The sequence below is a fragment of the Gordonia caeni genome (assembly GCF_039537105.1).
In the GTDB taxonomy this organism is placed as follows: domain Bacteria; phylum Actinomycetota; class Actinomycetes; order Mycobacteriales; family Mycobacteriaceae; genus Gordonia; species Gordonia caeni.
The window spans coordinates 358,383-383,964 of record NZ_BAAAZW010000001.1 but is presented as its reverse complement, the minus strand read 5'-3'; the positions used below and the strand labels follow the sequence as shown (position 1 = coordinate 383,964).

Here is a 25,582-nt window from a genome sequence, read left to right as displayed (position 1 = left end):
GCCCGGTGTTCGCTCACCGATCGGGCTCCTATTTCGCGGCACGCCGGTGCGGCTCGGCCGCCGGCACCAATCCTGCAACGTACGACCGGATCAAATGGTTCCACCGGCACGTCCGGCACACTTCGACCACGTGGACGGAGAACTCGCCCGTCCGCGCCGCCAGGCGGGTGATCTCGGCGGGAGTGCGAGCCGAACCCGACGCCCGGCCCAGCGACTTCCCGAAGATCCAGGAGACCAGCGTGACCTGCTCTTTCCGGCAGACCGGGCAGGCCTGTTCGGAACCGAGACCGTGGAACTGGGCGGCGCGCAACAGGTACGGATCGGCGTCGCAGACCTCGTCGACGCTGACCCGGCCCGCGCGCACCTCGGCCAGCTTCGAGCGCTTGGCCAGCGCATAGTCCACGACCCGTCGGTGCACGAGTACCAGCGTAGTCCCGGCACCGCCGGCGCCGGCATGTGATGAGGATCAACACTTCGAAGCTACCGGCAAGTTGTGTGCGAGTTATATCGGTGCGATACATTTACTGCTACATCACGGAGCAGTAACGCGCAGACCTAACGACGACGAGCAGACCGAAAGGGGTGTCCATGCTGGAGCTGGCCATCCTCGGACTTCTGATCGAGTCGCCGATGCACGGTTACGAACTGCGCAAACGGCTGACCGGCCTGCTCGGCGCCTTCCGCGCCTTCTCGTACGGCTCGCTGTATCCGACGCTGCGCCGCATGCAGGCCGACGGGCTGATCGTCGAGGACGACACCCCCGGCCCCGCCGGCGCCAAAGTCCGCCGGGCGCGTCGCGTCTACCGGCTGACCCCGCAGGGCGAAGCCCGGTTCACCGAACTGGTCGCCGACACCGGACCGCAGAACTACACCGACGACGGCTTCGGCGTGCACCTGGCGTTCTTCAGCCGCACACCGGCGATGGCACGGATGCGCATCCTGGAGGGCCGTCGCCGGCAGGTGGAGGAGCGCCGCGAGTCGCTGCGCGAACTGCTGAGCCGGGCCGGTATCGGCTCGGACCACTACACCCGCCAGATGCACGAGCTCAGCTTGGAGACCTCCGAGCGCGAGGTGCAGTGGCTCAACAAGCTGATCGCCGACGAGGCGTCGGGATCGGCTCCCCCAGAACTCCCCGCGGCCGGCGCAGCCGGCAGTGGTGAAGAAGGTAAGAATCCGGCGGCACCGCAATCCGCCGTACCGCCGCAACAAGAAGGAGAACCCGACCATGGGTGACACCAATAAAGTGCGCGTGGCCATCGTCGGCGTGGGTAACTGCGCCGCATCCCTGGTCCAGGGCGTTCAGTACTACAAAGATGCCGACGAGAGCGCGGTCGTTCCCGGCCTGATGCACGTCAAGTTCGGCCCGTACCACGTCCGCGACGTGGAGTTCGTCGCCGCATTCGACGTCGACGCCAAGAAGGTCGGCTTCGACCTGTCCGAGGCGATCGGCAACAGCGAGAACAACACCATCAAGATCGCCGACGTGCCCCCGCTGAACGTCGCCGTGCAGCGCGGCCACACCCTCGACGGGCTGGGCAAGTACTACCGCGAGACCATCACCGAGGCCGACGGCGACGGTGTGGACGTGGTCCAGACCCTGAAGGACGCCGAGGTCGACGTCCTGGTCAGCTACCTGCCGGTGGGCTCGGAGCAGGCCGACAAGTTCTACGCGCAGTGCGCCATCGACGCGGGCGTGGCCTTCGTCAACGCGCTGCCGGTGTTCATCGCCTCCGACCCCGAGTGGGCCAAGAAGTTCACCGACGCCGGCGTCCCGATCGTCGGCGACGACATCAAGAGCCAGGTCGGCGCCACCATCACGCACCGCGTCATGGCGAAGCTGTTCGAGGACCGCGGCGTGGCCCTCGACCGCACCTACCAGCTGAACGTCGGCGGCAACATGGACTTCAAGAACATGCTCGAGCGTGAGCGCCTGGAGTCCAAGAAGGTGTCCAAGACCCAGGCCGTGACCTCCAACCTGAGCGGTTCGCTGTCGGGCAAGGTCTACGACAAGAACGTCCACATCGGCCCGTCGGACTACGTCCAGTGGCTCGACGACCGCAAGTGGGCCTACGTCCGCCTCGAGGGCCGCGCCTTCGGTGACGTGCCGCTGAACCTGGAGTACAAGCTCGAGGTCTGGGACTCCCCCAACTCGGCCGGCATCATCATCGACGCCGTGCGCGCCGCGAAGATCGCCAAGGACCGCGGCCTCGGCGGCCCGATCCTGCCGGCCTCGGCCTACCTGATGAAGAGCCCGCCCAAGCAGATCGCCGACGACGTCGCCCGCGAGCAGCTCGAGGCCTTCATCATCGGCGCCGACTAACACTCCCCGTCGACGGTCGAGCGCTGACTCGCCGGTCGAGCGCAGTCGAGACCACACCCGACGCCCGCCCCGGATTCTGTTCCGGGGCGGGCGTTCTGGGTCAGTCGGCACCGCGACCAACCCCACCTCACGGACTGACCGGGCACAGTCCGGCGACGTACTCCAGTTTGTCGAGCACGGCGTCCGGGATCACGAACGGATACAGGTCACCGGCCCCCATCGAGCGGTTCACCATGTTCAGCGTCGTCGACAGCGGTATCCACACCTGCGTCACGAGGTCGCGAAAGCTGCGGCAGCGCTTCACTTCTGCGGCCGGCAGCAGTCCGTACTCGACCACGGTCTCGACCGTGTCGCAGATGTGCAGGTAGTGCGCCCACGTCTCGGCGAAGTCTTCGTACGGGTGCATCGTGGCGTACGACGAGAGGTAGCGGCCCCGCCAGCCCTCCGGCGGTCCGGAATCATAATGCCGCTGCACACTGTCCTGATACGACGCGGTCTCGTCGCCGAACAGTTCCCGCGCGCGATCCAGGACGTCGCCGCCGCGTTCCTCCACCAGCTGCCACTCGTAGTAGTGACCCACCTCGTGCCGCAGGTGCCCGAGCACGGTCCGGTACGGTTCGTCGAGCTGATCGCGGACCTTCTCCCGATGGGCGGCGTCGCTCTCGGCCAGGTCGATGGTGACGAGACCGTCGGCGTGGGCGATCAGCACCTGTTCGGCTTCACTCGACAGGAAGTCGAAGGCCAGCCCGTTCACCGGGTCGTCGCACTTGCCGACGACGGGGAAGCCGAGGGCGTCGAGTTCGGCGACGAGGTGACGCTTGGCCCGTTCGGCATCGACCAACTGCGCCAACCCCCTCTCGTCGTCGTCGGACGGCCGGGTACGCGTGAGGTCGCACGCGAAGCACTGTCCGCCGGCCGTCGCCGTCAGCCACGTGCAGCCGGACAGGTTCAAGTTCGCGCACACGAACCAGCTCGCGCCGCCGGGATCGACGTGCTCGCCGGCATCGTCGACCGGAACGATCGCGGCTGCGGCGCGCGAGTAGCCCAGCGGCGTGCCGCAGGCGACGCACACCGAGTTCTCGAAGTACAGGGCGGCACCGCATCGGCGGCAGCGGTAGGTCTTCATCGCTCAACGCTGGCACGGCGGCGCCCATTTCGCTCGGTGAGCCGGGAGCACCCGCCGGTCACCTCCTAGACTCTCCTTTCGTGAGCGCAACGACGACGACGCTGGTGCTGGTGCCTCTTCTGGCGGTTCTCGCCCCCTTGATCGCCCGCGCGCTCGCGCGCTGGGTCGCCTTGCCGGGCATCGTCTTCGAACTGCTCCTGGGCATCGCGATCGGGCCGGCGGTGCTGAATCTGGTTCAGCCGTCCGAGTTTCTGGAGATGCTGTCGCAGTTCGGCGTCGCGATGCTCTTCTTCATGGCCGGGACGGAGCTGAACGCCTCGGCGATGCGCGGGCGCAGCGGCGCGGGAGCCTGGGGCGGATGGTTGCTCAGCTTCGGCGTCGGGACCGCGCTGGGCTGGATCGTCGCGCCGGGGCTCGGCGCGGTGATCATCGGCATCGCACTGTCCTCGACGGCGCTGGGGACGCTGGTCCCGGTGCTCCGGGATGCCGGCGAGTTCACCACGCCGTTCGGCCGGACGGTGAGCGCCGTCGGTGCGGTCGGCGAGTTCGGCCCGATCATCGCGATCTCGGTGGTGCTGTCGGAACGGTCGACGATCCAGGCGATCCTCGTCCTCGTCGGCTTCGCCGTGGTCGCCGTCATCGCGGTGTGGCAGGCCGGGCGGACCTCGTACGGGAGGCTCCACCGCTTCGTCGAATCGACCATGCACACCTCGGGTCAGTTCGCGATCCGCCTGGTGATGCTGATCGTGTCGGCTCTGGTCGCCCTCAGTCTGGCCCTGAACGTCGACATCCTGCTCGGTGCGTTCACCGCCGGAATCGTGTGGAAGCTTCTGATCTCCGATGCCTCCATCGAGACGCAAGAACAGGTCGAGAGCAAAGTCGAGGGTCTCGCGTTCGGCTTCCTCATCCCCATCTTCTTCATCACCACCGGAATCGATTTCGACCTGGAGGCGCTGCTCGCACAGCCGTGGACCTTCGCCGCCGTCCCCGCGGTGGCCGTGTTGCTGCTGCTGGTGCGCGGCATCCCGTCGACCCTTGCCGTGCCGGCCGGGACTGCTCGCCGGGAACGGCTAGCCGTCGGCGTGATGGGCGCTACGGGACTCCCGATCATCATCGTGGCCACGTCCGAAGGCGTGGCGGCGGGCTACATCTCGTCGACCACCGCCGCGATCCTGGTCGGCGGCGGCATGTTGTCGGTCCTGTTGTTTCCCGCGATCGCGACCGCTGTGCGCGCCCGCGGCGCCGCCGACGAGGCCCCTGCGGCCTGACCCCTCTCAGACCGCGCAGGCACCGCGTCGTTCGATCTCCGGGAAACCGTCCGGCAATTGGATCAAGCCGTCGGCCACCATCTGCAGCAGCAGGTGGGCCTTGTTCCCCACCGGCCGGCCGGCGCCCGCGTACTTGCTCGCCACCCGCCGGTAGTGCGTGCGGACGGTCGACGTCGCGACGAAGTGCCGGGCCGCGGTCTCCTGCACGGTCGCCCCGAGCACGTAGGTGGTCAGAATCTCGAGTTCTCGGGAGCTCAGCGGCGGCGCGGACCGCCGCCGCGGCGCACCGAGCCGGTACTCGAGGAGTGCCTTCAGATGATCGCTCGCCTCGACGGTGTCCGGCACCACGTCCACACCGGGAGCGGGAGCGAACGAGTTTCCCGGCGAGTCCATGGCGATCACCGTCGCTCGATCGCCCCACGGGGAGCCGCTGATCCGTACGAGGCGTTCGAGGCTGCGGACCACCAGCACCGCGGGCGGCGTCGTACCTCCGCCGGGGAGATCGACGTCGCAGAGCACCGCTGGGTGCCCGAACCCGTGCACCATGTCGAGCAACACCCGATCGGTCAGATCATGCTCGACGGCGATGCCGACGACCCTGATGTCCTGCATGTTCCCCTCCTCCGCACCCCTGTCCCGGCGAACAGTCCCCAGTCTGGATGATCGTGCGCGGACGTTCAGCAGGCGTTCCGGCAGACTTGTCGGGCTTCGTGGCGAATTGCTCCCCGTTTGCGAAATTGTCATGCGCGATTACACATTCGTCGCCGCGTGGACATACCCTTTGTGCATGGCCGCCGGACTGCGCATCCTCATCGCTTCGCCACTCGGGCGGGTGATCTCGGCGCCCCTGCAGAACGCTTTCGGCGACGTGACCGTCTCCGTGGCCACGACCGACGCGGAACTGACTTCCATGATCTCCGGCACCGTCCGCTACGACGTCGTCGCCGCCGACCTGATCTGGAACAAGCCCGAGATGGAGTGGCACTTCGACGGCCTCGACGTGATCGATCGTCTCCGCCAAGCCGACCGCGCGGCCCCTGTCCTGCTCGCAACCCAGGGCCACAGCATGGAGGCCGACCATCTCGAGGAGGCACGCCTGCGCCCGGAGGTCTTCGGCGTAGTCGCCAAGGCCGATGGCCTGCAGGCGATCACGGACGGGCTGCGGACCGTTGCGCACGGCCGCCGCCTGCCGCTGCCGCCCGGCCCCGTGCCCACACGGACCCCGCTGTACGAACTCTTCGATGGCCGTCGCGGTCATACCGCTGCCCGGATGGCCGGGGCCATCGCCGCTGGACGGGCCGCAGACAACGCCTCACTGGCGGCCGTCGCCAAGGTGTCGCCGAGCACCGCGAACAAGGTCACCAGCCACTATCTGGGGCCCGTGATCACCGCTCGCGGCGAGCACGACGACGGCCTCCCCCTGACTCAAGGCGTGATCTATCGGTGGTGCGGCCTGCACGCCCGCTATCTGACCAGCTGGTGCCGGCGCAACGGCCACTCCGACGTGCTCTGAACGAACTGCGCCTCAGGCAGCACCACGGCGGCGCTCGGCGCCGGCCCCATCGGCGGGGTCCGCGGTGAGCGGCGCCGGGGTCGGCACGTCGTCACGCAACTGGATCCAGCCGTCGGCGATCATCCGCAGCAGCAGCTGGGCCTTGTTGGCGACGGGGCGCCCGGCTTCGGTGTAGCGCGAGGTGACGCGGCGGTAGTGGGTGCGGACGGTGCTGGTGGCGACGTAGTGCTCGGCTGCCGTCTCCTCGACGGTGGCACCGAGTACGTACGAGGTGAGGACTTCACGTTCACGTGGCGACAGCGACACCCGTCCGGCGGCGGGCCCGAGCAACGACTGCAGCAGGATCCGCAGGCGGTCGGCCAGATCCGGTCCGTCGGGCAGATGCCGCAAGCCTGAACGCGCCGCGTCGGCGTCGCCCGATCCCCCGATCACCACGATCCGGGCGGCGGGCATCCAGTGCAGTCGAGCCAGCGAGGACCGGTCGCGCCCGTTGACCACGACCACCGCCGGTGGCTCGACGAGGGTCGTCTCACCGCCGACGTCGACCACGGGGTACCCGAATCGGGACAGCCAGGCCGCGAGGGCCTCCCGTTCCCACGTGCAGGCGCACGACACCCCCACCTGTTTGCCGCCACTACCCGCCATCGCCGTCCGTCTCCTTCTGCACCGACCCCGACCCCCGTTACCGAGACGGTATCGGCGCGGTGTCGCAGGCAGTAGACCCCAAAGATCTCGTCCTCCCTCTGGGGGACACCATTTCTCGGGGCACGGGGCTGGGTTCAGCCGGAGATCAACTCCCCTTCGGGGTCGTACTCGACACGGCTGATCCGGTCTCCGTCGGCCTGCAGCACCGTCGCCAGAACGCGACGGCCGGGAGGCAGGATCCGGATCGTAATGGTGCCCTCCCGAGCCTGCGACAGCGCCGGGATCATCGCCTGTACCACCCGCTCGCGAACCGGCTCGGGCGCGCCGTCGAGGCCGTGGTCATCGAGCATCAGCACCTCCACCCCGCGGGCCCGGGCCTGCCACGCCGCGTCGACGACGCCGGGCGCATCCAGCACCGGTGCGCGCAGCGAATCCCGGAGCCGGGCTTCGACGAGGGCGCACGATCGTCGTTCCTCGTCGGTCAACGGAGTGGGATCGGCGAGCCGTTCGAGCAGCGGGCGCGCCTGGGCGTCCAGCCGGACCAGTTGCCGGTCGCGCTCATCAAGCACTGCACCGTGCGCCGCCTCGGCGGCCGCTGCGGCGGTCGCCGCCGCGCGCAGCGCGAAGATGTCACTGGCCGCCGGCCGGATGGTCAGCGTGAAGAAAGTGGCCATCAGCAGCGGAGCCAGCGAAGGCAGCGACAAGGAGAGGCCATAGCCCAGCCCCTGGTCAGTGAGATGAGCCCACAGGCCGCACAAGCCGATCGCGGTCATCTGGGACGCCCATGCCGCCGAGGTGCGACCACGGACGCACAGGTAGGTGGCGAGTGCTGTAGTCGCCGACAGCGGCCACAGCGCCAGCTTGGTTCCGAACGGGATCTCCAGCACGGACAGCACCACCGCCATGCCGACCGGCCCGGCCGTCGAGATGTACCAGGTCCATGACACGGGCACCGGATCGCCCGGAGTGCGGATCAGCGCCACCGCGGCGACACTGACCAGCGCCCAGGCCAGCCACTCCGCCCACAGGCCGCCGGGAGGCGCCGTCATCGACCCGACCACCGCAAAAGTCAGGATGAAGAAGCCGACCATCGATGCGGCGGCCAGAGTCCGCAGACCCATCAGCTCCCGGACATCGCCCACACGCTCGGGCTCGTCGCCGGGCAGCTGGGGCAGTCCATCGACCTGCCCCCGAAGCAGGCGCCGGCTCATGGCCGCTCCCACCCGAGCAGCACTGTGGTACCACTGCCGGGTGCAGATCGGATCTGCGCGGAGCCGCCGGGAAGACGCGCCATGCGGCCACGGATACTCACCGCGATACCCAGTCGGCGCGAGGACACCGAGGCCGGCTCGAATCCGGCGCCGTCGTCGTCTACCTCGATCGTGACCGCCGACGAACCGACGACACCGCGCACCGAGCGGCGAGCCTCCGGGCCGGCGTGCCGACGGCTGTTGCGCAGGGCCTCGGCGATCGCCGCACCGACCGCCCGCACCGCGTCTGCGGGGACCGGCGGTCCGTCGCCGGGTTCGACGACCACTTCGAACGTGGCACCGACGTCGGCTTCCGCGGCTGTCGCACGCAGATGGATCACCGCGGAGGCCGGGTCGAACGGCCGGTCCGCCTCGACGCCCGCCCGGATCTCGTCGAGTTCCTTCAGCGTCACGACCGCCTGCGCCGGAACATCGTCGGCCCCTCTGCGCGAGGCCGACAACAGGGTGGAGATGACACGGTCGTGGATCAGCGCGTCGAATCGCTCGCGTTCCACCGAGCGAGCCTCCTGCGCTGCGGCTGTCGCTGCGGTCGCGTGTGTTTCGTCGGTGGTCTCGTCGAGCAGCCGCCCGGTCCGCAGCGCCATCACCGCGCCACCGACGAAGATGATGCAGAACATGATCGCGAACAGGATCTCCGGCAACAGCATCATCGGCTCCACGTCGCCGCGCGCGACGAAGTTGATCAGCTGCACACTCACACAACCGACCACCATGTGCACGAACACCAGCCACGCCGGCCATGCGACGACGGCTGCCAGGCTGGCCAATCCCGGGAAGGCAGAGAACCACACCGCCTGGAACTGTTCGATGCGAGTCCCGTTCCACGCGAACGGCCAGGTCACCACCGCGACGAAGAAGCTCAGGGCCGCGGTGGTCGCCACCCCTCTCATCAGCCGTCCGTCCCCGTGCCGCGACACCGCCCCCAGCAGCAGGCCGGGACCGAAGACCACCGCCACCATCGTCGGGGTCCACCACGAGGCCATGATCGACGACAAGGAGAGGATTCCGGCCGCGAGCAGGAGCAGATACCCGAGGTAGCCGACTCCGGTGAACAAGGCGAACATCCGGCTGATCCGGACGAGATTCTCGTGCCGGGGTGACGCCGCGACGACCGGCGTCGTTCTCACGCTCACCGATCGCGCTCCGGGATCGGCAGCAGGCCGTCTTCCAGGGCGCGCCGGTACAGGTCCACCTTGGTGCCGGCCGGGCGGCCGACCGCCGCATACTTGGCGCGGATCCGGCCGACGTAGTCGTTCACGGTCTCGGTCGACAGGCCGGTCAGCCGGGCGACGCGATCGGCCGACTCCCCGGAGGCGTAGAGCGACAGCACTTCCTGCTGGCGGGGACTGAGATCGACCGCGTCCAGGTCGGGGTCGCCGTCGATGGCCGCCGCCCATTCGGTGGTGATCACCGGGTTGCCGTCGGCCGCGGCCGCGATGGCCTGGACCACCCGCTCCACCGGCGCCGACTTGCGCACGATGCCCAGCACACCGACCTTGGCGGCCAGCCGCACCAGATACGGATTCTCCGCACCGGTGTACACCAGGACCGCGTGCCCGGCGGCGTGCAGCGCGTCGATGTTGGCGGTCGGCGACGACCCGTCCGCGAGGCGCAGATCCAGCAGCACCAGGTCCAGCTGCGGGTCCTGCGCCAGCAGCCCGGCCACCGTGTCCGAGGACGCGGTCAGCGACAGCCCCGGATGGTCGTCGAGCATCGCCCGCACCCCGAGCACCATCGATTCGTGGTCTTCGACGACGCCGATTCGTTTGTCCGCCATGGGATCCACTTCAGCACGAACCCCCCGGGCGCACGAAGCGATCCGGGGGGTTCGTCGGCTATTGTCGCCTGATTCACTCCGTCTAGTCGACGCCGAACTCCATCGCCGCACGGTCCAGCGAGACCTCGGCCGGGTTCTCCGGACCCTCGCCGCCGGCGATCGCGGCGGCGCCGCCCTCGGACAGCTCGCCGACCAGGTCGGCCGTCGCGCCGCCGACGATGCCCAGGGTCGCGTACTGCTCCAGGCGGGCGCGCGAATCGGCAATGTCCAGATTGCGCATCGTGAGCTGGCCGATGCGGTCGCCCGGACCGAACGCGGAGTCGCCGACGCGCTCCATCGACAGCTTGTCCGGGTGGTAGCTGAGCGACGGGCCGGTGGTGTTGAGGAACTGGTAGTCGTCGCCGCGACGCAGGCGGACGGTCACTTCACCGGTGATCGCCGAGGCGACCCAGCGGACGAGGGCCTCGCGCAGCATGAGCGCCTGGCTGTCCATCCAGCGGCCCTCGTACATCAGGCGGCCCAGGCGGCGGCCCTCGTTGTGGTAGTTGGCGACGGTGTCCTCGTTGTGGATCGCGTTGACCAAGCGCTCGTAGCCGATGTGCAGCAGCGCCATGCCCGGCGCCTCGTAGATGCCACGCGACTTGGCCTCGATGATCCGGTTCTCGATCTGATCGGAGACGCCGAGCCCGTGCCGTCCGCCGATCTCGTTGGCCTTCATCACCAGGTCGACGGCGGAGTCGAACTTCTCACCGTTGATGGCGACCGGACGACCCTGCTCGAAGGTCAGGGTGACCTCTTCGGTCGGCACCTCGACGTCCTCGCGCCAGGCGGCCACCCCCATGATCGGCTCGACGATGTCCAGTCCCTGATCGAGGTGCTCGAGCACCTTGGCCTCGTGGGTGGCGCCCCAGATGTTGGCGTCGGTCGAGTACGCCTTCTCCGCCGAGTCCCGGTAGGGCAGATCGCGGGCCAGCAGCCATTCGCTCATCTCGGTGCGGCCGCCGAGTTCGGTGACGAAGTCCGAGTCGAGCCACGGCTTGTAGATCTGCAGGCTCGGGTTGGCCATCAGCCCGTAGCGGTAGAACCGCTCGATGTCGTTGCCCTTGTAGGTGGAGCCGTCGCCCCAGATGTTGACGTCGTCTTCCTTCATGGCGCGGACCAGCAGCATGCCGGTCACGACGCGGCCCAGCGGCGTGGTGTTGAAGTAGGCCTTTCCGGCGGTGCGGATGTGGAAGGCGCCGCACTGCAGAGCGGCGATGCCCTCCTCGACCAGCGCCTCCCGGCAGTCGACCAGGCGCGACAGTTCTGCGCCGTAGGCGATGGCACGGCCGGGCACCGAGTCGATGTCGGGTTCGTCGTACTGGCCCAGGTTGGCGGTGTAGGTGCAGGGAATCGCACCCTTCTCCCGCATCCACGCGACGGCGACGGAGGTGTCGAGGCCGCCGGAGAAGGCGATACCGACACGCTCACCAATGGGCAGCGAGCTCAGGACTTTCGACATGCGACCAGGTTAAAGCCCGCGCCCGCCGTGGGGCGAATCGCGTCCGGATCCACGCGGACCGCTGTCACCGGCGAGCCGGTTCAGAAACCGCCGTCGAGGAACTCGGCGTAGGCGGGAAGGTCCAGCTGTCCGTGCCCGGACAGGCCGATGACCACCACTTCTTCCTTGTCGCTGCCGGCGACGTGCGCGGCGCAGGCAGCGATGGCGTGCGTCGATTCCGGCGCAGGAACGATCCCCTGCGTCCGGGCGAACTGCACACCGGCCGAGAAGGCCGCGTGCTGGTCGATCGCGGTGCCCTCCACCAGGCCGAGCTCAACCGTGTGACTCAGCGCCGGTGCCATCCCGTGATAGCGCAGCCCGCCGGCGTGGATCGGATCGGGCACGAAGTCCATGCCCAGGGTGTGCATCTTCAGCAGCGGGGTGAGGCCGGCGACGTCGCCGTGGTCGTAGCGGTACTCGCCCTGGGTGATCGACGGGCAGGCCGACGGCTCGGCGGCGACGATGCGCGGGTCGCTGCGGCCGTGGATCTTCTCCCGCAGGAACGGGAAGGCGAGGCCCGCCAGATTGGATCCGCCGCCGGCGCACCCGAAGACCACGTCGGCTCCGCCCGGCTCCACCGCGTACAGCTGGTCGACGGCCTCCTGGCCGATGACGCTCTGGTGCAGCACGACGTGGTTCAGCACGCTGCCGAGCGCGTACCGAGTGTCCTCGTTCTTCGCGGCCACCTCGACGGCCTCGCTGACGGCCATACCGAGGCTGCCGGAGGTGTGAGGGTCTTTGGCGAGCATGGCGCGGCCGGCTTCGGTCAGGTCCGACGGGCTCGGGTGCAGCGTCCCGCCGTAGGTGCGGATCAGGAAGCCGCGGTAGGGCTTGGAGTCGTAGGAGGCGCGGACCTGCCACACCTCGACGTCGACCCCGAACTGGGCGCCGGCGAAGGCCAGCGCGCTCCCCCACTGACCGGCGCCGGTCTCGGTGGTGAGCTTCTTGACCCCGTCGATGCTGTTGTAATACGCCTGCGCCACAGCGGAGTTGGTCTTGTGGCTGCCGACCGGGCTGACGCCCTCGTACTTGACGTAGATGCGGGCCTTGGTGTCGAGGGCCTCTTCCAAACGGCGCGCCCGGATCAGCGGCGAGGGCCGCCACATCTTGTAGATCTCGCGAACCGGCTCGGGGATCTCCACGTACACCTGGTCGGTGACTTCCTGGGCGATCAGGCCGGACGCGAACAGCGGGGCCAGGTCGTCCGGGCCCACCGGCTCCTTGGTGCCCGGGTGCAGGTGCGGGGGGATCGGCGCGTCGAGTTCGGCGGCCAGGTTGTACCAGTGCGTGGGGACATCCACGGTGATCAGATCGGGATTCCCGGCATCGACATTGCTCGTCATGGAAGTCACTGTAACGGTCGGTGTCCGCGGTCACACACGGTGCGCCCATGCGCCAGACTGGAGGACATGAGCACTGCGGCTTCCTGGACGGCACACGGGTTCGGCGGCCTCGACGACTTCGTGTGCGAGCGCCGCGAGGTCCCGGCTCCCGGTCCCGGCGAGATCACCGTCGACGTGCGGGCGGCCGGGGTGAACCCGGCTGATCTGAAGCATGTGCAGCGCGGCACCGACCCGGCGACGCTGCCGATCCCGATCGGCTATGAGATCGCCGGCACGGTGACGGCCGCCGGCCCCGGTGCACCGTTCCGGCCCGGACAGCGGGTGGTCGCGTTCCGGGTGCACGGCGGCTACGCGGAGGCGACCACCATTCCCGCCGCCGACGCGATCGTTCTCCCCGGCCACGTGGACGACGCTGCGGCGGCCGGGCTGCTGCTGGCCGGCTGCACGGCCGCCGAACTACTCCACCGCAGCGGCGCGCAGTCCGGTCAGACCGTCCTGCTGCACGGCGCGTCCGGCGCGGTGGGCGCGGCGCTGCTGCAACTGGCGCGGCTCGACGGCGTGCAGGTGGTGGGCACCGCCGGTCCCGAGCGCCAGGAGGCGGTGCGCCGATTCGGCGGCATCCCCGTTCCCTACGGCCCCGGTCTGAGCGAGCGGGTGCGGACGGCCGCCCCCGACGGCGTGGTGGCGGCGCTGGATGCCGCCGGTACCGCCGAGGCCACCGCCACCAGCCTGGAACTGGTGGACGATCGGCGCCGGATCATCACCGTCGCGGCGGCCGCCGCGGCGCGGGAGCACGGCTTCGTCGCGCTCTCCGGCGGGGCGCCCGGCAGCGCCGCCTACCGCGACGCGGTGCGGCGGCGACTGGTGTCGCTGCTCGCCGACGGCTCCCTGCGGGTCCCGATCGCGCGGACCTACCCGCTCGCCGAAGCCCGCGAAGCCCTGAATCTGGTGGCCTCCGGCCGCGCGCACGGCAAGGTGGTCCTGCTCCCCTAGAATCTTGGCGCTTTGACCGACCGCAGAGGTCGGTGAAAGAACCGAGAATCGCTCAATCCGGAAGCAGCGGTGCGTCCTCACCGTGGTGGCGGCCGATCAGCCGGCCGCGGGTCACCGCACCCCGGCCGAAGCGATCGCGGAGGTCGTCGAGGGCGACGTCCAGTTCGGCGTCGTGGCTGTCCGCGAGCTCGTCCCCGTCCCGGTCGAAGGGCAGGGCGAGCTGCACGGCACCGGGGGCGGACAAGTTGGTGAGCGACAGCCCGATCAGCGTGCAGCCGCGCTCACGGACCAGCGGCAGCGAGTCGTCCAGCAGACCCCGGGCCAGCGCCAGGACCACCGTGGTCGAGTCGGTGGGCTCCCCGATCGAGCGCGACCGCGTGACGCGCGAATAGTCGTCGAAGCGCAGGGAGAGCACCACCGTGCGACAGCAGCGGTGCGCCCCGCGCAGGCGTCCGCCGAGGCCGTCGACCAGCGCCAGCAGCGTCGCTTCCACCTCGGACTCGCTCTTGATCCGACGTCCCAGGGCCCGCTGCGCGCCGATGGACTTGCGGCGGCGCCCGGTCTGCACCGGCCGCGGATCGCGGGCCATGGCGAGCGCGTACAGGTGCCGCCCGGCGCCCTCGCCCAGCAGCGCCGACAGCCCGGATTCTCCGAGCTCGGCCATGTCGTGCACGGTCCGCACCCCGGCCTCGGCGAGCCGGTCCTCGGTCTTGGCCCCCACTCCCCACAACCGGCGCACGGGCAGCGGGTGCAGAAAGGCCAACTCTCCGTCGGGTGGTACCTCGAGCAGGCCGTCCGGCTTCCCGGCACCGCTCGCCACCTTCGCGAGGAACTTGGTACGCGCCACCCCGACCGTGATCGGCAGACCGACCTCGCCGCGGATCCGGGCCCGCAGCCGGGCCGCGATCTGAACGGGAGTGCCGCTGATCTTCTTCAGACCGGCGACGTCGAGGAAGGCCTCGTCCACCGAGATGCCTTCCACGAGCGGGGTGGTGTCGTCGAAGATCGCGAAGACGCCGCGGCTGGCCTCGGTGTAGGCGGAAAAACGCGGCGGCACCGTGACGGCCCGCCCGCGGCACAACGCCCGCGCTTCGTGGCCCGGCATCGGGGTCCGGACGCCGAGAGCCTTGGCCTCGTAGCTGGCTGCCAGGACGACGCCACCGCCGACCAGCACCGGGCGCCCGCGCAGCGACGGCTGATCACGCTGCTCCACCGAGGCGTAGAACGAGTCGAGGTCGGCGTGCAGGATCGACGCCTCGTCCCGTTCCCGCCGCTCGATCCGCACGCCGGCAGCATCCCACCGACCTACGACAACGCCGGACGTTCAGCCCTGGCGGACCGCCTTGAGCACCACGTCGTACATGTGCCGCGGCCCGGTGGGGCCGCCCCCGGGCCGGCCCCGTTCCACCCGCTCGAGGGTCACCACGTCCAGCGCGTCGGCGAAGCGCTCGGCGACGTCCTTGGGCTGGAAGTAGGCATCGGGATCGAAACCGTGCGCGCGGATGCCGTCCGGGTCGTGGGCCACCACCAGCAGCGTGCCGCCCGGCGCCAGCGCGCCGACGAGTTTAGCGATGACGTCCTCGCGCGCGATGTCGACCGGAAAGTAGTGCAGCGCAACCAGATCGAAAGGCACCCCGGGAACCTCGTCCACCGTGAGATCGGCGCGGCGCCAGTCGATGGTTTCACGTGAATCCAGCTCAGCGGCCCGATCGAGCGCGACCTGCGAGATGTCGACGGCGACCACGGCCCAGCCCTGATCGGCCAGCCAGCGGGCGTCGGCACCTTCGCCGCTGCCCACGTCGAGCGCACGCCCCGCAGCGAGGCCGGCGGCCTCCCGGATCAGCGCCGGATTTGCCTCGGCGGTCCACAGACGCTCGGCGCTGCTGTAGCGCTCGTCCCATTCGGCCGCCGTGTGCACATCGTCGCCGCGCTGATGCTGTTCGCTCATGCCGTCACCGTATCGATCGCCGGAGCTTCCCGCGGGAGAGGCGTGCGCGGCGCCCGCGTACGCGCCACACTGGAGACCATGTCCTTCCCCGTCCGCATCGGTGTCCAACTCCAGCCCCAGCACGCGCCCGACTACGGCCTCATCCGCGACGCGGTCCTGCGCGCCGAGGACCTCGGCGTCGACGTGCTGTTCAACTGGGATCACTTCTATCCCCTCTACGGCGATCCCGAGGGCGCGCACTACGAGTGCTGGACCATGCTGGGCGCCTGGGCCGAGCAGACCGAGCGCGTCGAGTTCGGCCCCCTGGTGACGTGCAACTCGTACCGCAACCCCGAGCTGCTCGCCGACATGGCGCGCACCGTCGACCACATCAGCGGCGGCCGGCTGATCTTCGGCATCGGCAGCGGCTGGTTCGAGCGCGACTACACCGAGTACGGCTACGAGTTCGGCACCAAGGGCTCCCGTCTCGACGAGCTCGCCACCTCCCTGCCCCGCATCACCGACCGACTCGGCAAGCTCAATCCCGCTCCCCTGCGCGACATCCCGCTGATGATCGGCGGCAGCGGCCCGCGCAAGACCCTCCCGCTCGTGGCGCAGTACGCGAACATCTGGCACGCCTTCCTCGGCGTCGACAGCTACCGCGAGAAGTCGGCCCTGCTCGCCGAATACTGCGCCGAGGTCGGCCGCGATCCCGCCGAGATCGAGCGGTCGGCCGAGGTCCGCTACGAGGGCGACAAGGCCGCCACCCTCGCCTACACCGACGACATCACCGCCGAGGGCGTCTCCCTGCTGACCGTGGCCACCAGCGGCCCCGACTACGACCTGTCCGCCGCCGAGCTGCTCTGCGACTGGCGCGACGCCAACTCGTAGGCGGTCAGCTCGCCAGCCGGCCCCCTCCCGTACGCAGATCCGCGGGGAGGTCGTCGTCGGCGTCACCGAGGCCGAGGTGCTCGCGCAACGTGACGCCTTCGTACTCGGTGCGGAACAGCCCGCGCCGCTGCAGTTCGGGCACCACGTAGTCGACGAAGTCGTTGAAGGTGCCGGGGGTCTGCGCACTGGAGACGATGAAGCCGTCGGCCTCGCCGCCGTGGAAGGACTCCTCGATCTGGTCGGCGACGTCGGTGGCCGTGCCCACGAACTGCGGCAGCAGCACGCCCTGCGCGTAGAGCTTGCCGATGTCGCGCAGGCTCAGCTCGTCGCGCCGGCTGAGTCGGCGGGCCACGTCGAACAGGCCCTGGGTGCCGCTGACCTGCACGTCTTCCACGGGTGCGTCCAGGTCGTAGACGGAGAAGTCGTGGTCGGTGTGCACCGACAGCGTGATCAGGCCGGAGATCGGGTCGGCCAGCTCGTTGTGGAAGGCCTGCTTCTCCCGGGCGATCGACTCGGTCTCCCCGATGAACGGGATGAACGAGGGGAACACCTTGACGTGGTCGGGGTTGCGGCCGAAGTTCTCCGCCCGCGACTTGATGTCGTCGTAGTAGGCGCGGCGGCCCTCCGGGGTCGGATCGATCTCGAAGATGGCCTCGGCCCAGCGCGCGGCGAAGTTCTTGCCGGTCTCCGAGGCGCCCGCCTGGATCAGCACCGGCCGCTGCTGCGGTGACCGCGGCTGATTCAGCGGGCCGCGCGTGCGGTAGTGCGGACCGTCGTGGTCGACGGTGTGGATCTTCTGCGGATCCGCCCACACCCCGGACTCCTTGTCCGCGGTGACCGCGTCGGCCTCCCAGCTGGACCACAGTTCGACGGCGGTCCGCACGAACTCCTCGGCGCGGGCATAGCGCTCCTCGTGCGCGACGTGCTCGTCGTAGCCGAAGTTCTGCGCCTCGGCCTGCGAGAGGCTGGTGACGATGTTCCAGGCCACCCGCCCGCGGGACAGGTGATCGAGCGAGCCGAACACCCGCGCCAGTTCGTACGGGTGGAAGTAGGTGGCCGACTTGGTGATCGCCAGCCCCAGCCGGGTGGTCACCGCCGCGATACTGGCCGCCACCAGGCTCGGATCGAGGGTCGCGGCGGCCTGGGTCCCTCGGCGGAAGGGTTCGGACTGGTCGCCGCCGAAACGCACCGGCGCGGCCAGCAGGTCGGCGAAGAAGGCGAAGTCGAACTTCCCGCGCTCCAGGATCCTGCCCACGCGGTGGTAGTGCTCCGGCCCGAAGTAGTCGGTCTCCGAGCCGGGGTGGCGCCAGGCGGCATGCGAGTGGGTGACGGGTGAGGCGATCAGGAAGCCGCCGAGATGGAGTTGTCGTGTCATGCGATCAGCCAAGTCTCCTGCGGCGCCGGTGCCCACCAAAAGACTCACCCTGGGCCGGACCCGCCGGCGTCGGCGTCGGCTGTTCTAGGGTCACGGGCAGGCCGGGGGCCTGAGTAGCGCGGGGATCTCGCCTACGATCAGGGCATGGCGCCCCGCACCCTCCCCGTCCTGGTCTACGACGGGGATTGCGGCTTCTGCACCACGTGCGCGCGATTCGCCGAGCGGCGCCTGACGTGCGATGTGGAGATCGTGGCCTACCAGGCCGCCGACCTGGACGACCTCGGTCTAACCGCCGAGCAGTGCGCGGAAGCGGTGCAGTGGGTGCGCCCCGACGGGACCGTCTCGTCGGCCCATCTCGCGGTCGGCGATCTGCTCCGGGCGTCGGGACTGCCGTGGTCCGTCGCGGGCCGACTCGCCCAGACGCCCCCGTTCTCCTGGTTCGCCGCAGTGGTCTACCGCTGGATCGCCGCGAACCGCCATCGCCTGCCGGGCGGTGGTTCGGCGTGCTCGATCGAGTCGCCATCCCCCGGTCACCGCCCCGACTGAACGACTAGATTGGACCCCATGACCCTCGCTCGCCGGCGCCTCACCGCGCTGCCCGCTCTGAGTCTTCTCGCCGCAATGCTCGTCGCGCTGCTGGTGAGTGCGCCCGCCGCGGCCGATGTGCCGACCCAGATGCCGGCGCAGGTGGTCGACGCCGCCGACGTCCTGACGGTGGACCAGGAGGACGAGATCACCGCGGCCGTCGAACGGCTGTCGGCCGATCGGGACGTGCAGCTGTGGGTGATCTACGTCCACGACTTCGGCGGCATGTCACCGGGCGCATGGGCGCGGCAGACCGAGCAGCTCAGCGAGATGAGCTACCGCGACGTGCTGCTGGCCGTCGCCGTCGACGACCGCACCTTCCATCTGGGCAGTGCCGAACCCATCGATGACTACCCGGCCTCCGCTCTGCAGGAGATCGCCGGGGACACCGTCGCCCCCGCCGTGCGTGACAGCCGGTGGACCGAGGCCGCGATGTCCACCGTCGACGACCTGTCCGGGACGCGCTCACGCACCTGGCTCTGGGTGACGATCGCTGTGCTGGTGGTGGCCGCCCTCGCGTGCCTGCTCGGCGCATACCTGTACCGCCGCAACCGGAGCGGGCAGGACGGCGACGGGGACGACGACGACACCTCCGATCTCACGGTCGCCGAGCTGACCGCCCAGCCGCTCTCGGTCCTCGAGCCCTGGTCGACCGAAGCTCTGCTTCACACCGACAACGCGGTCTCGGTCAGCGGCGACGAACTCGCGCTGGCCGAACGCGAGTACGGCGAGACCGCGACGGCCCCCTTCCGGGACGCTCTGAACACCGCAGAAAGCGCTGTCGCGACGTCGTTCCGCCTACGGCGCCGACTCGATGAGGAACCCGGACCGACCGCTGGCGAGCGGCGATCGCTGCTGGTGCAGATCATCAGCATGTGCTCGGACGCCGACGGCGCCCTCGACGATCGGGTCGCCGACTTCGACGCCCTGCGCGACCTGCTGTCGGACGCCGGCGACCGTCTGGACGCGCTGGCCGAGCGCGCCGACGCGCTCGCCGACCGGCAGCGCGGAGCCGTCGGGGACGAGGCCTCCCTGACTGAGAGGTTCACCGGTCCCGTCGTGGATTCGGTGGCCGGGAACGGTGCGCTGGCGGGCGATCTGCTGCAGTTCGCCGCCGACAGCGTGGCCCAGGGCCGCGAGGCCGTCGCCGACCGGGCTGAGCGGCGTCAGCCGACGGTGGCCGCTATCCGCTCTGCCGAGTGCGCCCTCGATGCGGCGGGCAGGCTACTCGACGCGCTGGCCGATGTGGGCCAGAACCTGGTCGTGATCGCCGAGGTGCCCGGGGGCCCCGAAGTGGCTACCGCCTACGTGGCCGCCGCCGAGAGCTTCATCGACACCCGCCGCGGCGCGGTCGGCTGTCAGGCGCGCGCCTGCCTGTCGGAGGCCGAGCGACTGCTGGACGAGGCACAGTCGTCCGCGGATGCGCAGGAAGCGACGACGCTGTCGGATGCCGCGACGGCACTGGCCGAACAGGCGCTGGCACTCGGCGCCCAGGACGTCGCCGAGTGGCGCATCGGTCAACGCGGCGACGGCGCCGCGGTGCTCACCGGCGTTCTGGTCGACGCCGTGATCTCCCCCGATGCCCAGGCACCTCTTCCCGCGGAACTGGGCAACGGCGGGTTCAGCAGCGGCGGCCGCAGCCCCGGTTCGTTCGGCGGCTCAGACACCTCCGGCCGGATCGGCACCGGCGGACGCTACTGAGCAGGCTCCGGCCCGACGCCGCCACTGCCGGGGAGTTCTGGCCGAACTGGGTTAGAGTCGCGCTGTGTCCACAGTCCCGCCCACCGCCCTGATCACCGGAGCAAGCCGCGGCGTCGGCGCCCGTATCGCCCGCGCGCTGGCCCCCACGCACCAGCTGATCCTGGGCGGACGCGGGTCCGACGCCCTCGATGCGCTCGCTCTCGAGCTCGACGGTGCGGTGACCCTCGCGGTGGATCTGCCGGACTACGACGCGGTGGCCGCCGCGGTGGAGACCATCACCGAACTCGATGTTCTGATCCACTGCGCCGGCGTCGCCAGCAGTCTGGAACCGGTGGCCGACACCCCGGTCGACGAGTGGCGCTTCGTCCTGGAGACCAACGTGATCGCCGCCGCCGAGCTGACGCGGCTGCTGCTTCCGGCGCTGCGGGCGCGCAGCGGCCACATCGTCTTCTTGAACTCCGGCGCCGGAATGAGTGTTCGTCCGCAGTGGACGCCTTATGCGGCAAGCAAGTTCGCGCTCCGCGCCCTCGCCGACGGCCTGCGGGCCGAAGAACCCGGCCTGCGGGTGACGTCGGTGTTCCCGGGCCGCATCGACACCGACATGCAGCGCGACATCGTCGCGCTGGAAGGTCGCGAGTACGACCCGTCCCGCTTCCTGAAGCCGGAGACGGTGGCCGCGGCGGTGGTGCAGGCCGTCTTCGCGCCGGCCGACGCCCACCCCACCGAGATCGTCCTGCGGCCCCGGGGCTGATCGCCAGCTTCCGATGGTCGAGCCCCTCCGGCGGTCGAGCCCCTCCGGTGATCGAGCCCCCGATGGTCGAGCAAAGTCGAGACCAGTCGTGTGACTGGCGATCTCGACTCCGATCGATCAGCGAGAGGGCTCGATCACCGGAAGGGCAGCTGGGGTGCCGATCAGGCGGCCGCGGCCATCGGGGCGTGCCCGAGGAACTCGAGGATCATCTGGCGGCGACGCTGGTAGGCCTCCTCGAATTGCGCCTGCGGGTCGCGGGGACGATCGATCTCGATCACCTCGGCGACGGTGGCGGGACGGTGCGTCAGCAGAACCACCTTGTCAGCCAGCAGCAATGCCTCGTCGACGTCGTGGGTGACGAACATGATGGTCATCTTGGTCCGCTCCCACACCGAGATGAGCAGCTGCTGCATGTCCAGTCGCGTCTGGGCGTCGAGCGCACCGAAGGGCTCGTCCATCAGCATCACCTTCGGCTCGCATGCGAGGGTGCGCGCCAGTTGGACGCGCTGACGCATACCGCCGGAGAGCCGCGCCGGCAGGTGATCGAGATACGCACCCAGCCCGACCTGGTCGAGGTACGCCGACGCGGCCGCCCGCGATTCCCGACGCCCCGCACCATGGAGCTGGAGCGGGAACTGCACGTTCTTCAGCGCCGTCCGCCACGGGAACAACGCATCCTCCTGAAAGACCATCGCGCAGTGCGCATCGTTACCGGTCACCTGACGGCCGTCGACGGTCGCGACCCCGCTCATCGGGGTGAGCAGCCCGGCGAGAGCCCTCAGGATGGTCGACTTGCCGCAGCCCGACGGGCCTAGCAGCACGACGATCTCGCCCGGCTCCACGTCGAGGGAGACCTCCGCGGCCGGCACGCCGTCGAAGCCGAGCACGAGATCTTTCAAGTGCACGCGCGCACCGGCTTGCTGGTCGGACACCACCGGGAAGTCAGCGGTGGCCGGGCCGGTGATGCTGCGGGTGAGGGTGGCGAAGCTCATTGTTCTCTTCTTTCTTTGGTGATTAGCCGTGATGAAATATGTTGCGAGGGCGGATGTTCCACTGATGTCGGAGGGCGGCTCAATGGGCTGTCACCGCTTGTTCCTCGGCAGCCAGTTGTTGATGCGGCGCCCGATCCGCTCGACGATCCAGGCGGTGAGCAGTCCCAGCGCGCCGATGGACAGCATTCCGACGACCACACCGGCGTAGTCGAGCAGGCCGTACGCCTGCCAGGTGTAGTAGCCGATGCCGAACTGCCCGGAGATCATCTCGGCGCTGACGACACAGATCCAGGCGACGCCCATCGCGACGGACAGCCCGGAGAAGATGCCCGGCATGGCGCCGGGAAGGGTCACCTGACGCAAGATCGTCCACTGGCTTGCACCCATCGTCCGGGCCGCCTCCTCCCAGACCTTCGGCATCGAGTCGATGGCGTGAATGGTGCTCACCACCACGGGGAAGAACGCCGCGAAGAAGGTGATGAACACGATCCCCTGCTCGCTGGAGGGGAACAACAGGATGGTCAGCGGTACCAGCGCGATCGCCGGGATAGGGCGGATCATCTCGATCGACGGCCGCAGGGTCTTTCGCGCGGTCTCGGACTTTCCGATCAGCACCCCCAAGGTGATGCCGACCACGGCGGCAAGCAGGAATCCGAGGATGATCCGCTGAAGGCTGGCGAACAGGTCCTCGTAGTAGGCCTGGCTCCCGAGCAGGCCGGTGAAGTGGTCCCAGACCGCCGCCGGGGTCGGCATCCGGTCGAATCGCAGCCAGGCGACGACGCCGTTGGTGGTCAGCAAGTGCCAGGCGATGATGAACAGCACGATCGGGATCGCCGGCAGGAGCACCGCCCCGGCCAGCCCACCGGGGCCGAAGTCCCGGACGCGGGCGGCGGTGTTGCTCACACGATGGCCGAGTCTTCCGGTGAAAGAAGAGGCCGACTCGAATGCCCGCTCCGTGCTCGCCGGATCGGTGAGTTCGCCTGGAACCACTGTCTTCTCAGCCGTGGCGGTCTCAGTCATGGGGGTGCTCCTCTCCAGAACTGCCTCTGGGTGGTGGGTTGCTGGGGTATCGGCGGCGCTAGACGGCATGTTCACTGCACCTGCTCGGCCGCGCGAACCGCGGCGTCGAAGCCGATCGGTTTCGCTGTCGGATGGTTGTCGAGGTAGGCCTGCGCGCCACGCTCGGTGGCGAACGGGAGCAGGCTCCGGGTCAGTGCGGTGGAACCGTCGTGCACCCAGGTGGCCTGCGCCGCGAACAGTTTCAGTCCTGACTGGGTGTCCGGGACGTATCCGGCGCGCACCTCGGACGTCCCGCCGGTGGCGATCTGCCGCAGCAGGCAGGTCGGTGTGGCCGCCTTGCGTGTCTCGGCCTCGCCCTGGAACCAGACTTCCGAGGCCGTCGCCGGGTCGTCCACCGGGAGACCGCAGGTGCCGTCGTACCCGGTCAGCCGGCTGGGATTGGCCACGTCACCGGTGCGCGCTGTGAAGTCCGCGCCGTACAGCTGGCGCAGGTATTCGTCGTTCGTGAAGGCGCCGACGTCGAAGTCCGGTTCCACCGACCCGCGCTGCACGAGAAAGGCTTTGACCTGTGCGAGGGTCTCGGCGAACTGCGGTTTGATCGCCGGATCGAACGACACCATCCCGTTCGGGCCGTTGTAGAGGTACGCGACCTCGGGCTCAATTCCGGTCAGTTCGCTGATCCGGAGCGCCGACGCCATCGGGCGATCGGCGATGACGTCACTGGTGTTCTGCATCGCCCTCAGGAACTCGGTCATCACCTCCGGGTTGGCGCGGGTGAATTGTTTGCGGGCCACGACGCCGTGGAAGGTCGGTACGCCGTTTTCGCCGCCGTCGAAGAGCAGGCGGGCCTGCCCGCGGAAGATCATCAGTTGCGGCCACGGGACGAACTGGGCCAGTCCGTCGACCTGACCGCCCTCGATCGCTGCGGCCCCGATGGAGGGATCCTGGTTGGCGACCTGGATGCCATCGGGGTCGATTCCGGCCCGCTCGAGCGCGGTGGCGAGCATGCCGTCTCCGGCCGAGCCCAGGCTTGTCGACACCTGCCTTCCTTGCAGATCGGCCAGCTCTGTTGCATCGGAGGAGGTCGGAACCACCACCTGGTTGAGCGACCCCTGCGGGTTGTAGCCGGTGGTCGCGACCAACTCGGTGGCGGCGTCGTCGAAGCGGGCCGACTTGGATCCGTTGGTCACCAGCGGGTAGTCGCCCATCGAGCCGATGTCCACCTGGGTGGCGATCATCGCGGCGGTGAGCGGGGCCCCCGACGAGAAGTCGTGCCACTGCACTCGGTACCGCTTGCCGTTGCTCCGACCGAGCCTCTCCAGAGCCTTCTCGAAGGTGCCCCGGTCGCGCAGCAGGGTGCCGGCGTTGATGGTGTTGAGGGTCTTGGACTGGTAGCCGATGTTCACCACGTCGGTCGGACCGTCCACCAGTGAGCAGGCACTCAGCGAGCTCACGAGAAGCGTCGCCGCCGTGGCCGCGGTGATCAGCGGCCGGAAGCTGCGAGCGACGCGGGACGGGGTGGCGCGGCGAGCGGAGCTGCATGAGTTGACGTTGAACATGGCCCCAACATTCGGCGTTCCGCGTTACCGGCAAGGGGTGGATCTCTTGCGAATTTGTTAAGCCACCCAGGTCAGGGCACTTCTGGCCCCGCAATCCGCGCCGGGTGCACGCCTGGGGACGACCGCGGAACGCGCCGCCACCTCCGCTGTTCGGGTTCACGCCGGTCCCCGACCGGATGGCGCCGGCGCGCTGCCGAGTCGACCGATAACGCCACCATCGGCAGATGGCGCTGGATACCGGGTTCCGGAAGTCTTGAATCATGACGAACATGACTGCGCGACCGGGGGTCGAAGAACAGCGGGAGCCGGACTATCGCTTCACTCTCGCGAACGAGCGGACCTTCCTCGCGTGGCAGCGCACCTCCCTCGGACTGCTGGCCGCGGCGCTGGCCTCCCTGCACTTTCTGAGCGATACCCGCGTGGTCGCCTACCTGCTGGGCGGCGGCCTGGGAGCGCTCGCCACCGTGACCGCGCTCGGCGGCCTGATGCATTGGCGCCGGAGTGATGGGGCGATCCGCCGGGGCGCGCCACTGCCCGCCTCCCGGATGCCGGAGCTGATCGCTGCGACCCTGGGCCTGATCGGGGTGGCCGCCGCAGTGGCCGCCGCAGTGGCCGCCGGGATACGGTGACGGCTCCCGCGTTCGGTACCGACCCGGGCCTGCAGCCCGAGCGCACCGCGCTGTCGTGGACGCGCACCTGCATCGCGCTGGTCGCCAATGGCTTGCTGGTGAGCGCCCGGGACCTGATCACCCAGCCGGCGCAGTGGAATCCGTGGACCACCGGCGCGACCGCAGTGACCCTCGGGGCGGCGGGGCTGCTCTTCCTGATCGGCAGGCAGCGCGCCCGCCGGTTGGCCCGCTACGAGGTGGACGGCCCCGTCTCGTCGCCGGTCGTCATCGCCGCGGCGGGAATCGGCATCGTGATTCTGTGCCTGACGCTGCTCGCGATCGCCATCGCGACGACCGCCCGCACTGCCTGAGATACC

The 25,582-nt window shown here is 69.6% G+C and carries 26 protein-coding genes; 11 read left to right on the top strand and 15 right to left on the bottom strand.

Going from position 1 to position 25,582, the window contains the following annotated elements; genetic code table 11:
- Window positions 1-28: 28 nt before the first annotated feature.
- Window positions 29-418: a DUF5318 family protein gene (locus ABD732_RS01815; RefSeq protein WP_344779967.1), complete on the bottom strand. Its 390-nt coding sequence runs from the start codon at window positions 416-418 to the stop codon at window positions 29-31.
- Between the two features lie 170 nt (window positions 419-588).
- Between ABD732_RS01815 and ABD732_RS01810 the strand changes: the two genes are divergently transcribed.
- Both ABD732_RS01810 and ABD732_RS01805 read left to right on the top strand, forming a co-directional pair.
- The gene (locus tag ABD732_RS01810; RefSeq protein ID WP_344779965.1) at window positions 589-1,233 is read left to right on the top strand and encodes a PadR family transcriptional regulator; all 645 of its coding nucleotides are present in this window, start codon (window positions 589-591) and stop codon (window positions 1,231-1,233) included.
- Window positions 1,226-2,320 carry an inositol-3-phosphate synthase gene (locus tag ABD732_RS01805; protein ID WP_344779963.1) on the top strand — a complete coding sequence of 365 codons (1,095 nt, stop codon included), beginning with the start codon at window positions 1,226-1,228 and terminating at the stop codon, window positions 2,318-2,320. The genes ABD732_RS01810 and ABD732_RS01805 overlap by 8 nt, the downstream gene beginning before the upstream one ends.
- A 127-nt stretch (window positions 2,321-2,447) precedes the next feature.
- Here ABD732_RS01805 and ABD732_RS01800 read toward each other — a convergent pair whose 3' ends face one another.
- Window positions 2,448-3,446 (bottom strand): zinc-binding metallopeptidase family protein, encoded by a 999-nt coding sequence (locus tag ABD732_RS01800; protein WP_344779961.1) that lies wholly within the window; start codon window positions 3,444-3,446, stop codon window positions 2,448-2,450.
- Window positions 3,447-3,526: 80 nt separating this feature from the next.
- On the opposite strand from ABD732_RS01800, the gene ABD732_RS01795 reads away from it, so the two are divergent.
- Window positions 3,527-4,714 (top strand): cation:proton antiporter, encoded by a 1,188-nt coding sequence (locus ABD732_RS01795; protein ID WP_344779959.1) that lies wholly within the window; start codon window positions 3,527-3,529, stop codon window positions 4,712-4,714.
- 6 nt (window positions 4,715-4,720) lie between these two features.
- Here ABD732_RS01795 and ABD732_RS01790 read toward each other — a convergent pair whose 3' ends face one another.
- Window positions 4,721-5,326, bottom strand: coding sequence for a LuxR C-terminal-related transcriptional regulator (locus ABD732_RS01790; RefSeq protein WP_344779958.1), 606 nt, complete (start codon window positions 5,324-5,326; stop codon window positions 4,721-4,723).
- A 175-nt stretch (window positions 5,327-5,501) separates the two neighbouring features.
- Here ABD732_RS01790 and ABD732_RS01785 point away from each other — a divergent pair, with 175 nt between their 5' ends.
- Window positions 5,502-6,227 (top strand): MSMEG_1198 family transcriptional regulator, encoded by a 726-nt coding sequence (locus tag ABD732_RS01785; protein WP_344779956.1) that lies wholly within the window; start codon window positions 5,502-5,504, stop codon window positions 6,225-6,227.
- 12 nt (window positions 6,228-6,239) lie between these two features.
- Here the strand turns inward: ABD732_RS01785 and ABD732_RS01780 are convergent, their stop codons facing one another.
- The 6 genes from ABD732_RS01780 to ABD732_RS01755 all read right to left on the bottom strand — a co-directional run bounded on the left by ABD732_RS01780 (window position 6,240) and on the right by ABD732_RS01755 (window position 12,803).
- Window positions 6,240-6,872 (bottom strand): response regulator transcription factor, encoded by a 633-nt coding sequence (locus tag ABD732_RS01780; protein ID WP_344779954.1) that lies wholly within the window; start codon window positions 6,870-6,872, stop codon window positions 6,240-6,242.
- A gap of 134 nt (window positions 6,873-7,006) precedes the next feature.
- Complete coding sequence (locus tag ABD732_RS01775; RefSeq protein ID WP_344779952.1) at window positions 7,007-8,083, bottom strand: hypothetical protein; 1,077 nt, start codon at window positions 8,081-8,083, stop codon at window positions 7,007-7,009.
- Window positions 8,080-9,276, bottom strand: a complete 1,197-nt coding sequence (locus ABD732_RS01770) for a sensor histidine kinase (RefSeq protein ID WP_344779950.1) — start codon at window positions 9,274-9,276, stop codon at window positions 8,080-8,082. Before ABD732_RS01770 ends, ABD732_RS01775 begins: the two co-directional genes overlap by 4 nt.
- On the bottom strand, window positions 9,273-9,920 hold the full coding sequence (locus ABD732_RS01765; protein ID WP_344779948.1) for a response regulator transcription factor: 648 nt from the start codon (window positions 9,918-9,920) through the stop codon (window positions 9,273-9,275). Before ABD732_RS01765 ends, ABD732_RS01770 begins: the two co-directional genes overlap by 4 nt.
- An 82-nt stretch (window positions 9,921-10,002) precedes the next feature.
- A complete protein-coding gene (argG, locus tag ABD732_RS01760; protein ID WP_344779946.1) occupies window positions 10,003-11,421 on the bottom strand; it encodes an argininosuccinate synthase in 1,419 nt (472 codons plus the stop codon).
- An 80-nt stretch (window positions 11,422-11,501) separates the two neighbouring features.
- The gene (locus tag ABD732_RS01755) at window positions 11,502-12,803 is read right to left on the bottom strand and encodes a TrpB-like pyridoxal phosphate-dependent enzyme (protein WP_344779944.1); all 1,302 of its coding nucleotides are present in this window, start codon (window positions 12,801-12,803) and stop codon (window positions 11,502-11,504) included.
- Between the two features lie 66 nt (window positions 12,804-12,869).
- Between ABD732_RS01755 and ABD732_RS01750 the strand changes: the two genes are divergently transcribed.
- Window positions 12,870-13,796, top strand: coding sequence for a quinone oxidoreductase family protein (locus ABD732_RS01750; protein ID WP_344779942.1), 927 nt, complete (start codon window positions 12,870-12,872; stop codon window positions 13,794-13,796).
- Window positions 13,797-13,848: 52 nt separating this feature from the next.
- On the opposite strand, the gene dinB is transcribed toward ABD732_RS01750, so the two are convergent.
- Together dinB and ABD732_RS01740 are read right to left on the bottom strand one after the other, a co-directional pair.
- The gene (gene dinB, locus ABD732_RS01745; RefSeq protein ID WP_344779940.1) at window positions 13,849-15,081 is read right to left on the bottom strand and encodes a DNA polymerase IV; all 1,233 of its coding nucleotides are present in this window, start codon (window positions 15,079-15,081) and stop codon (window positions 13,849-13,851) included.
- A gap of 39 nt (window positions 15,082-15,120) precedes the next feature.
- The gene (locus tag ABD732_RS01740) at window positions 15,121-15,744 is read right to left on the bottom strand and encodes a class I SAM-dependent methyltransferase (protein ID WP_344779938.1); all 624 of its coding nucleotides are present in this window, start codon (window positions 15,742-15,744) and stop codon (window positions 15,121-15,123) included.
- Window positions 15,745-15,822: 78 nt separating this feature from the next.
- Between ABD732_RS01740 and ABD732_RS01735 the strand changes: the two genes are divergently transcribed.
- Entirely contained in the window at window positions 15,823-16,614 is a 792-nt protein-coding gene (locus ABD732_RS01735) for an LLM class F420-dependent oxidoreductase (RefSeq protein WP_344779936.1), read from the top strand.
- Between the two features lie 4 nt (window positions 16,615-16,618).
- Here the strand turns inward: ABD732_RS01735 and ABD732_RS01730 are convergent, their stop codons facing one another.
- Complete coding sequence (locus ABD732_RS01730; RefSeq protein ID WP_344779934.1) at window positions 16,619-17,989, bottom strand: LLM class flavin-dependent oxidoreductase; 1,371 nt, start codon at window positions 17,987-17,989, stop codon at window positions 16,619-16,621.
- Between the two features lie 144 nt (window positions 17,990-18,133).
- Between ABD732_RS01730 and ABD732_RS01725 the strand changes: the two genes are divergently transcribed.
- From ABD732_RS01725 to ABD732_RS01715, 3 genes are all read left to right on the top strand, one after another.
- The gene (locus ABD732_RS01725; RefSeq protein WP_344779932.1) at window positions 18,134-18,535 is read left to right on the top strand and encodes a thiol-disulfide oxidoreductase DCC family protein; all 402 of its coding nucleotides are present in this window, start codon (window positions 18,134-18,136) and stop codon (window positions 18,533-18,535) included.
- 18 nt (window positions 18,536-18,553) lie between these two features.
- Complete coding sequence (locus ABD732_RS01720; RefSeq protein WP_344779930.1) at window positions 18,554-20,275, top strand: TPM domain-containing protein; 1,722 nt, start codon at window positions 18,554-18,556, stop codon at window positions 20,273-20,275.
- 64 nt (window positions 20,276-20,339) lie between these two features.
- Window positions 20,340-21,026: an SDR family oxidoreductase gene (locus ABD732_RS01715; protein ID WP_344779928.1), complete on the top strand. Its 687-nt coding sequence runs from the start codon at window positions 20,340-20,342 to the stop codon at window positions 21,024-21,026.
- A 161-nt stretch (window positions 21,027-21,187) separates the two neighbouring features.
- Here ABD732_RS01715 and ABD732_RS01710 read toward each other — a convergent pair whose 3' ends face one another.
- The 3 genes from ABD732_RS01710 to ABD732_RS01700 all read right to left on the bottom strand — a co-directional run bounded on the left by ABD732_RS01710 (window position 21,188) and on the right by ABD732_RS01700 (window position 24,597).
- A complete protein-coding gene (locus tag ABD732_RS01710; protein WP_344779926.1) occupies window positions 21,188-22,018 on the bottom strand; it encodes an ABC transporter ATP-binding protein in 831 nt (276 codons plus the stop codon).
- A 90-nt stretch (window positions 22,019-22,108) separates the two neighbouring features.
- Window positions 22,109-22,921 (bottom strand): ABC transporter permease, encoded by an 813-nt coding sequence (locus ABD732_RS01705; RefSeq protein WP_344779924.1) that lies wholly within the window; start codon window positions 22,919-22,921, stop codon window positions 22,109-22,111.
- A 188-nt stretch (window positions 22,922-23,109) separates the two neighbouring features.
- Entirely contained in the window at window positions 23,110-24,597 is a 1,488-nt protein-coding gene (locus ABD732_RS01700; RefSeq protein WP_344779922.1) for an ABC transporter substrate-binding protein, read from the bottom strand.
- A gap of 269 nt (window positions 24,598-24,866) precedes the next feature.
- Here ABD732_RS01700 and ABD732_RS01695 point away from each other — a divergent pair, with 269 nt between their 5' ends.
- Both ABD732_RS01695 and ABD732_RS01690 read left to right on the top strand, forming a co-directional pair.
- The gene (locus tag ABD732_RS01695) at window positions 24,867-25,226 is read left to right on the top strand and encodes a YidH family protein (RefSeq protein WP_344779920.1); all 360 of its coding nucleotides are present in this window, start codon (window positions 24,867-24,869) and stop codon (window positions 25,224-25,226) included.
- On the top strand, window positions 25,223-25,576 hold the full coding sequence (locus ABD732_RS01690) for a DUF202 domain-containing protein (protein ID WP_344779918.1): 354 nt from the start codon (window positions 25,223-25,225) through the stop codon (window positions 25,574-25,576). The genes ABD732_RS01695 and ABD732_RS01690 overlap by 4 nt, the downstream gene beginning before the upstream one ends.
- Window positions 25,577-25,582 lie beyond the last annotated feature (6 nt).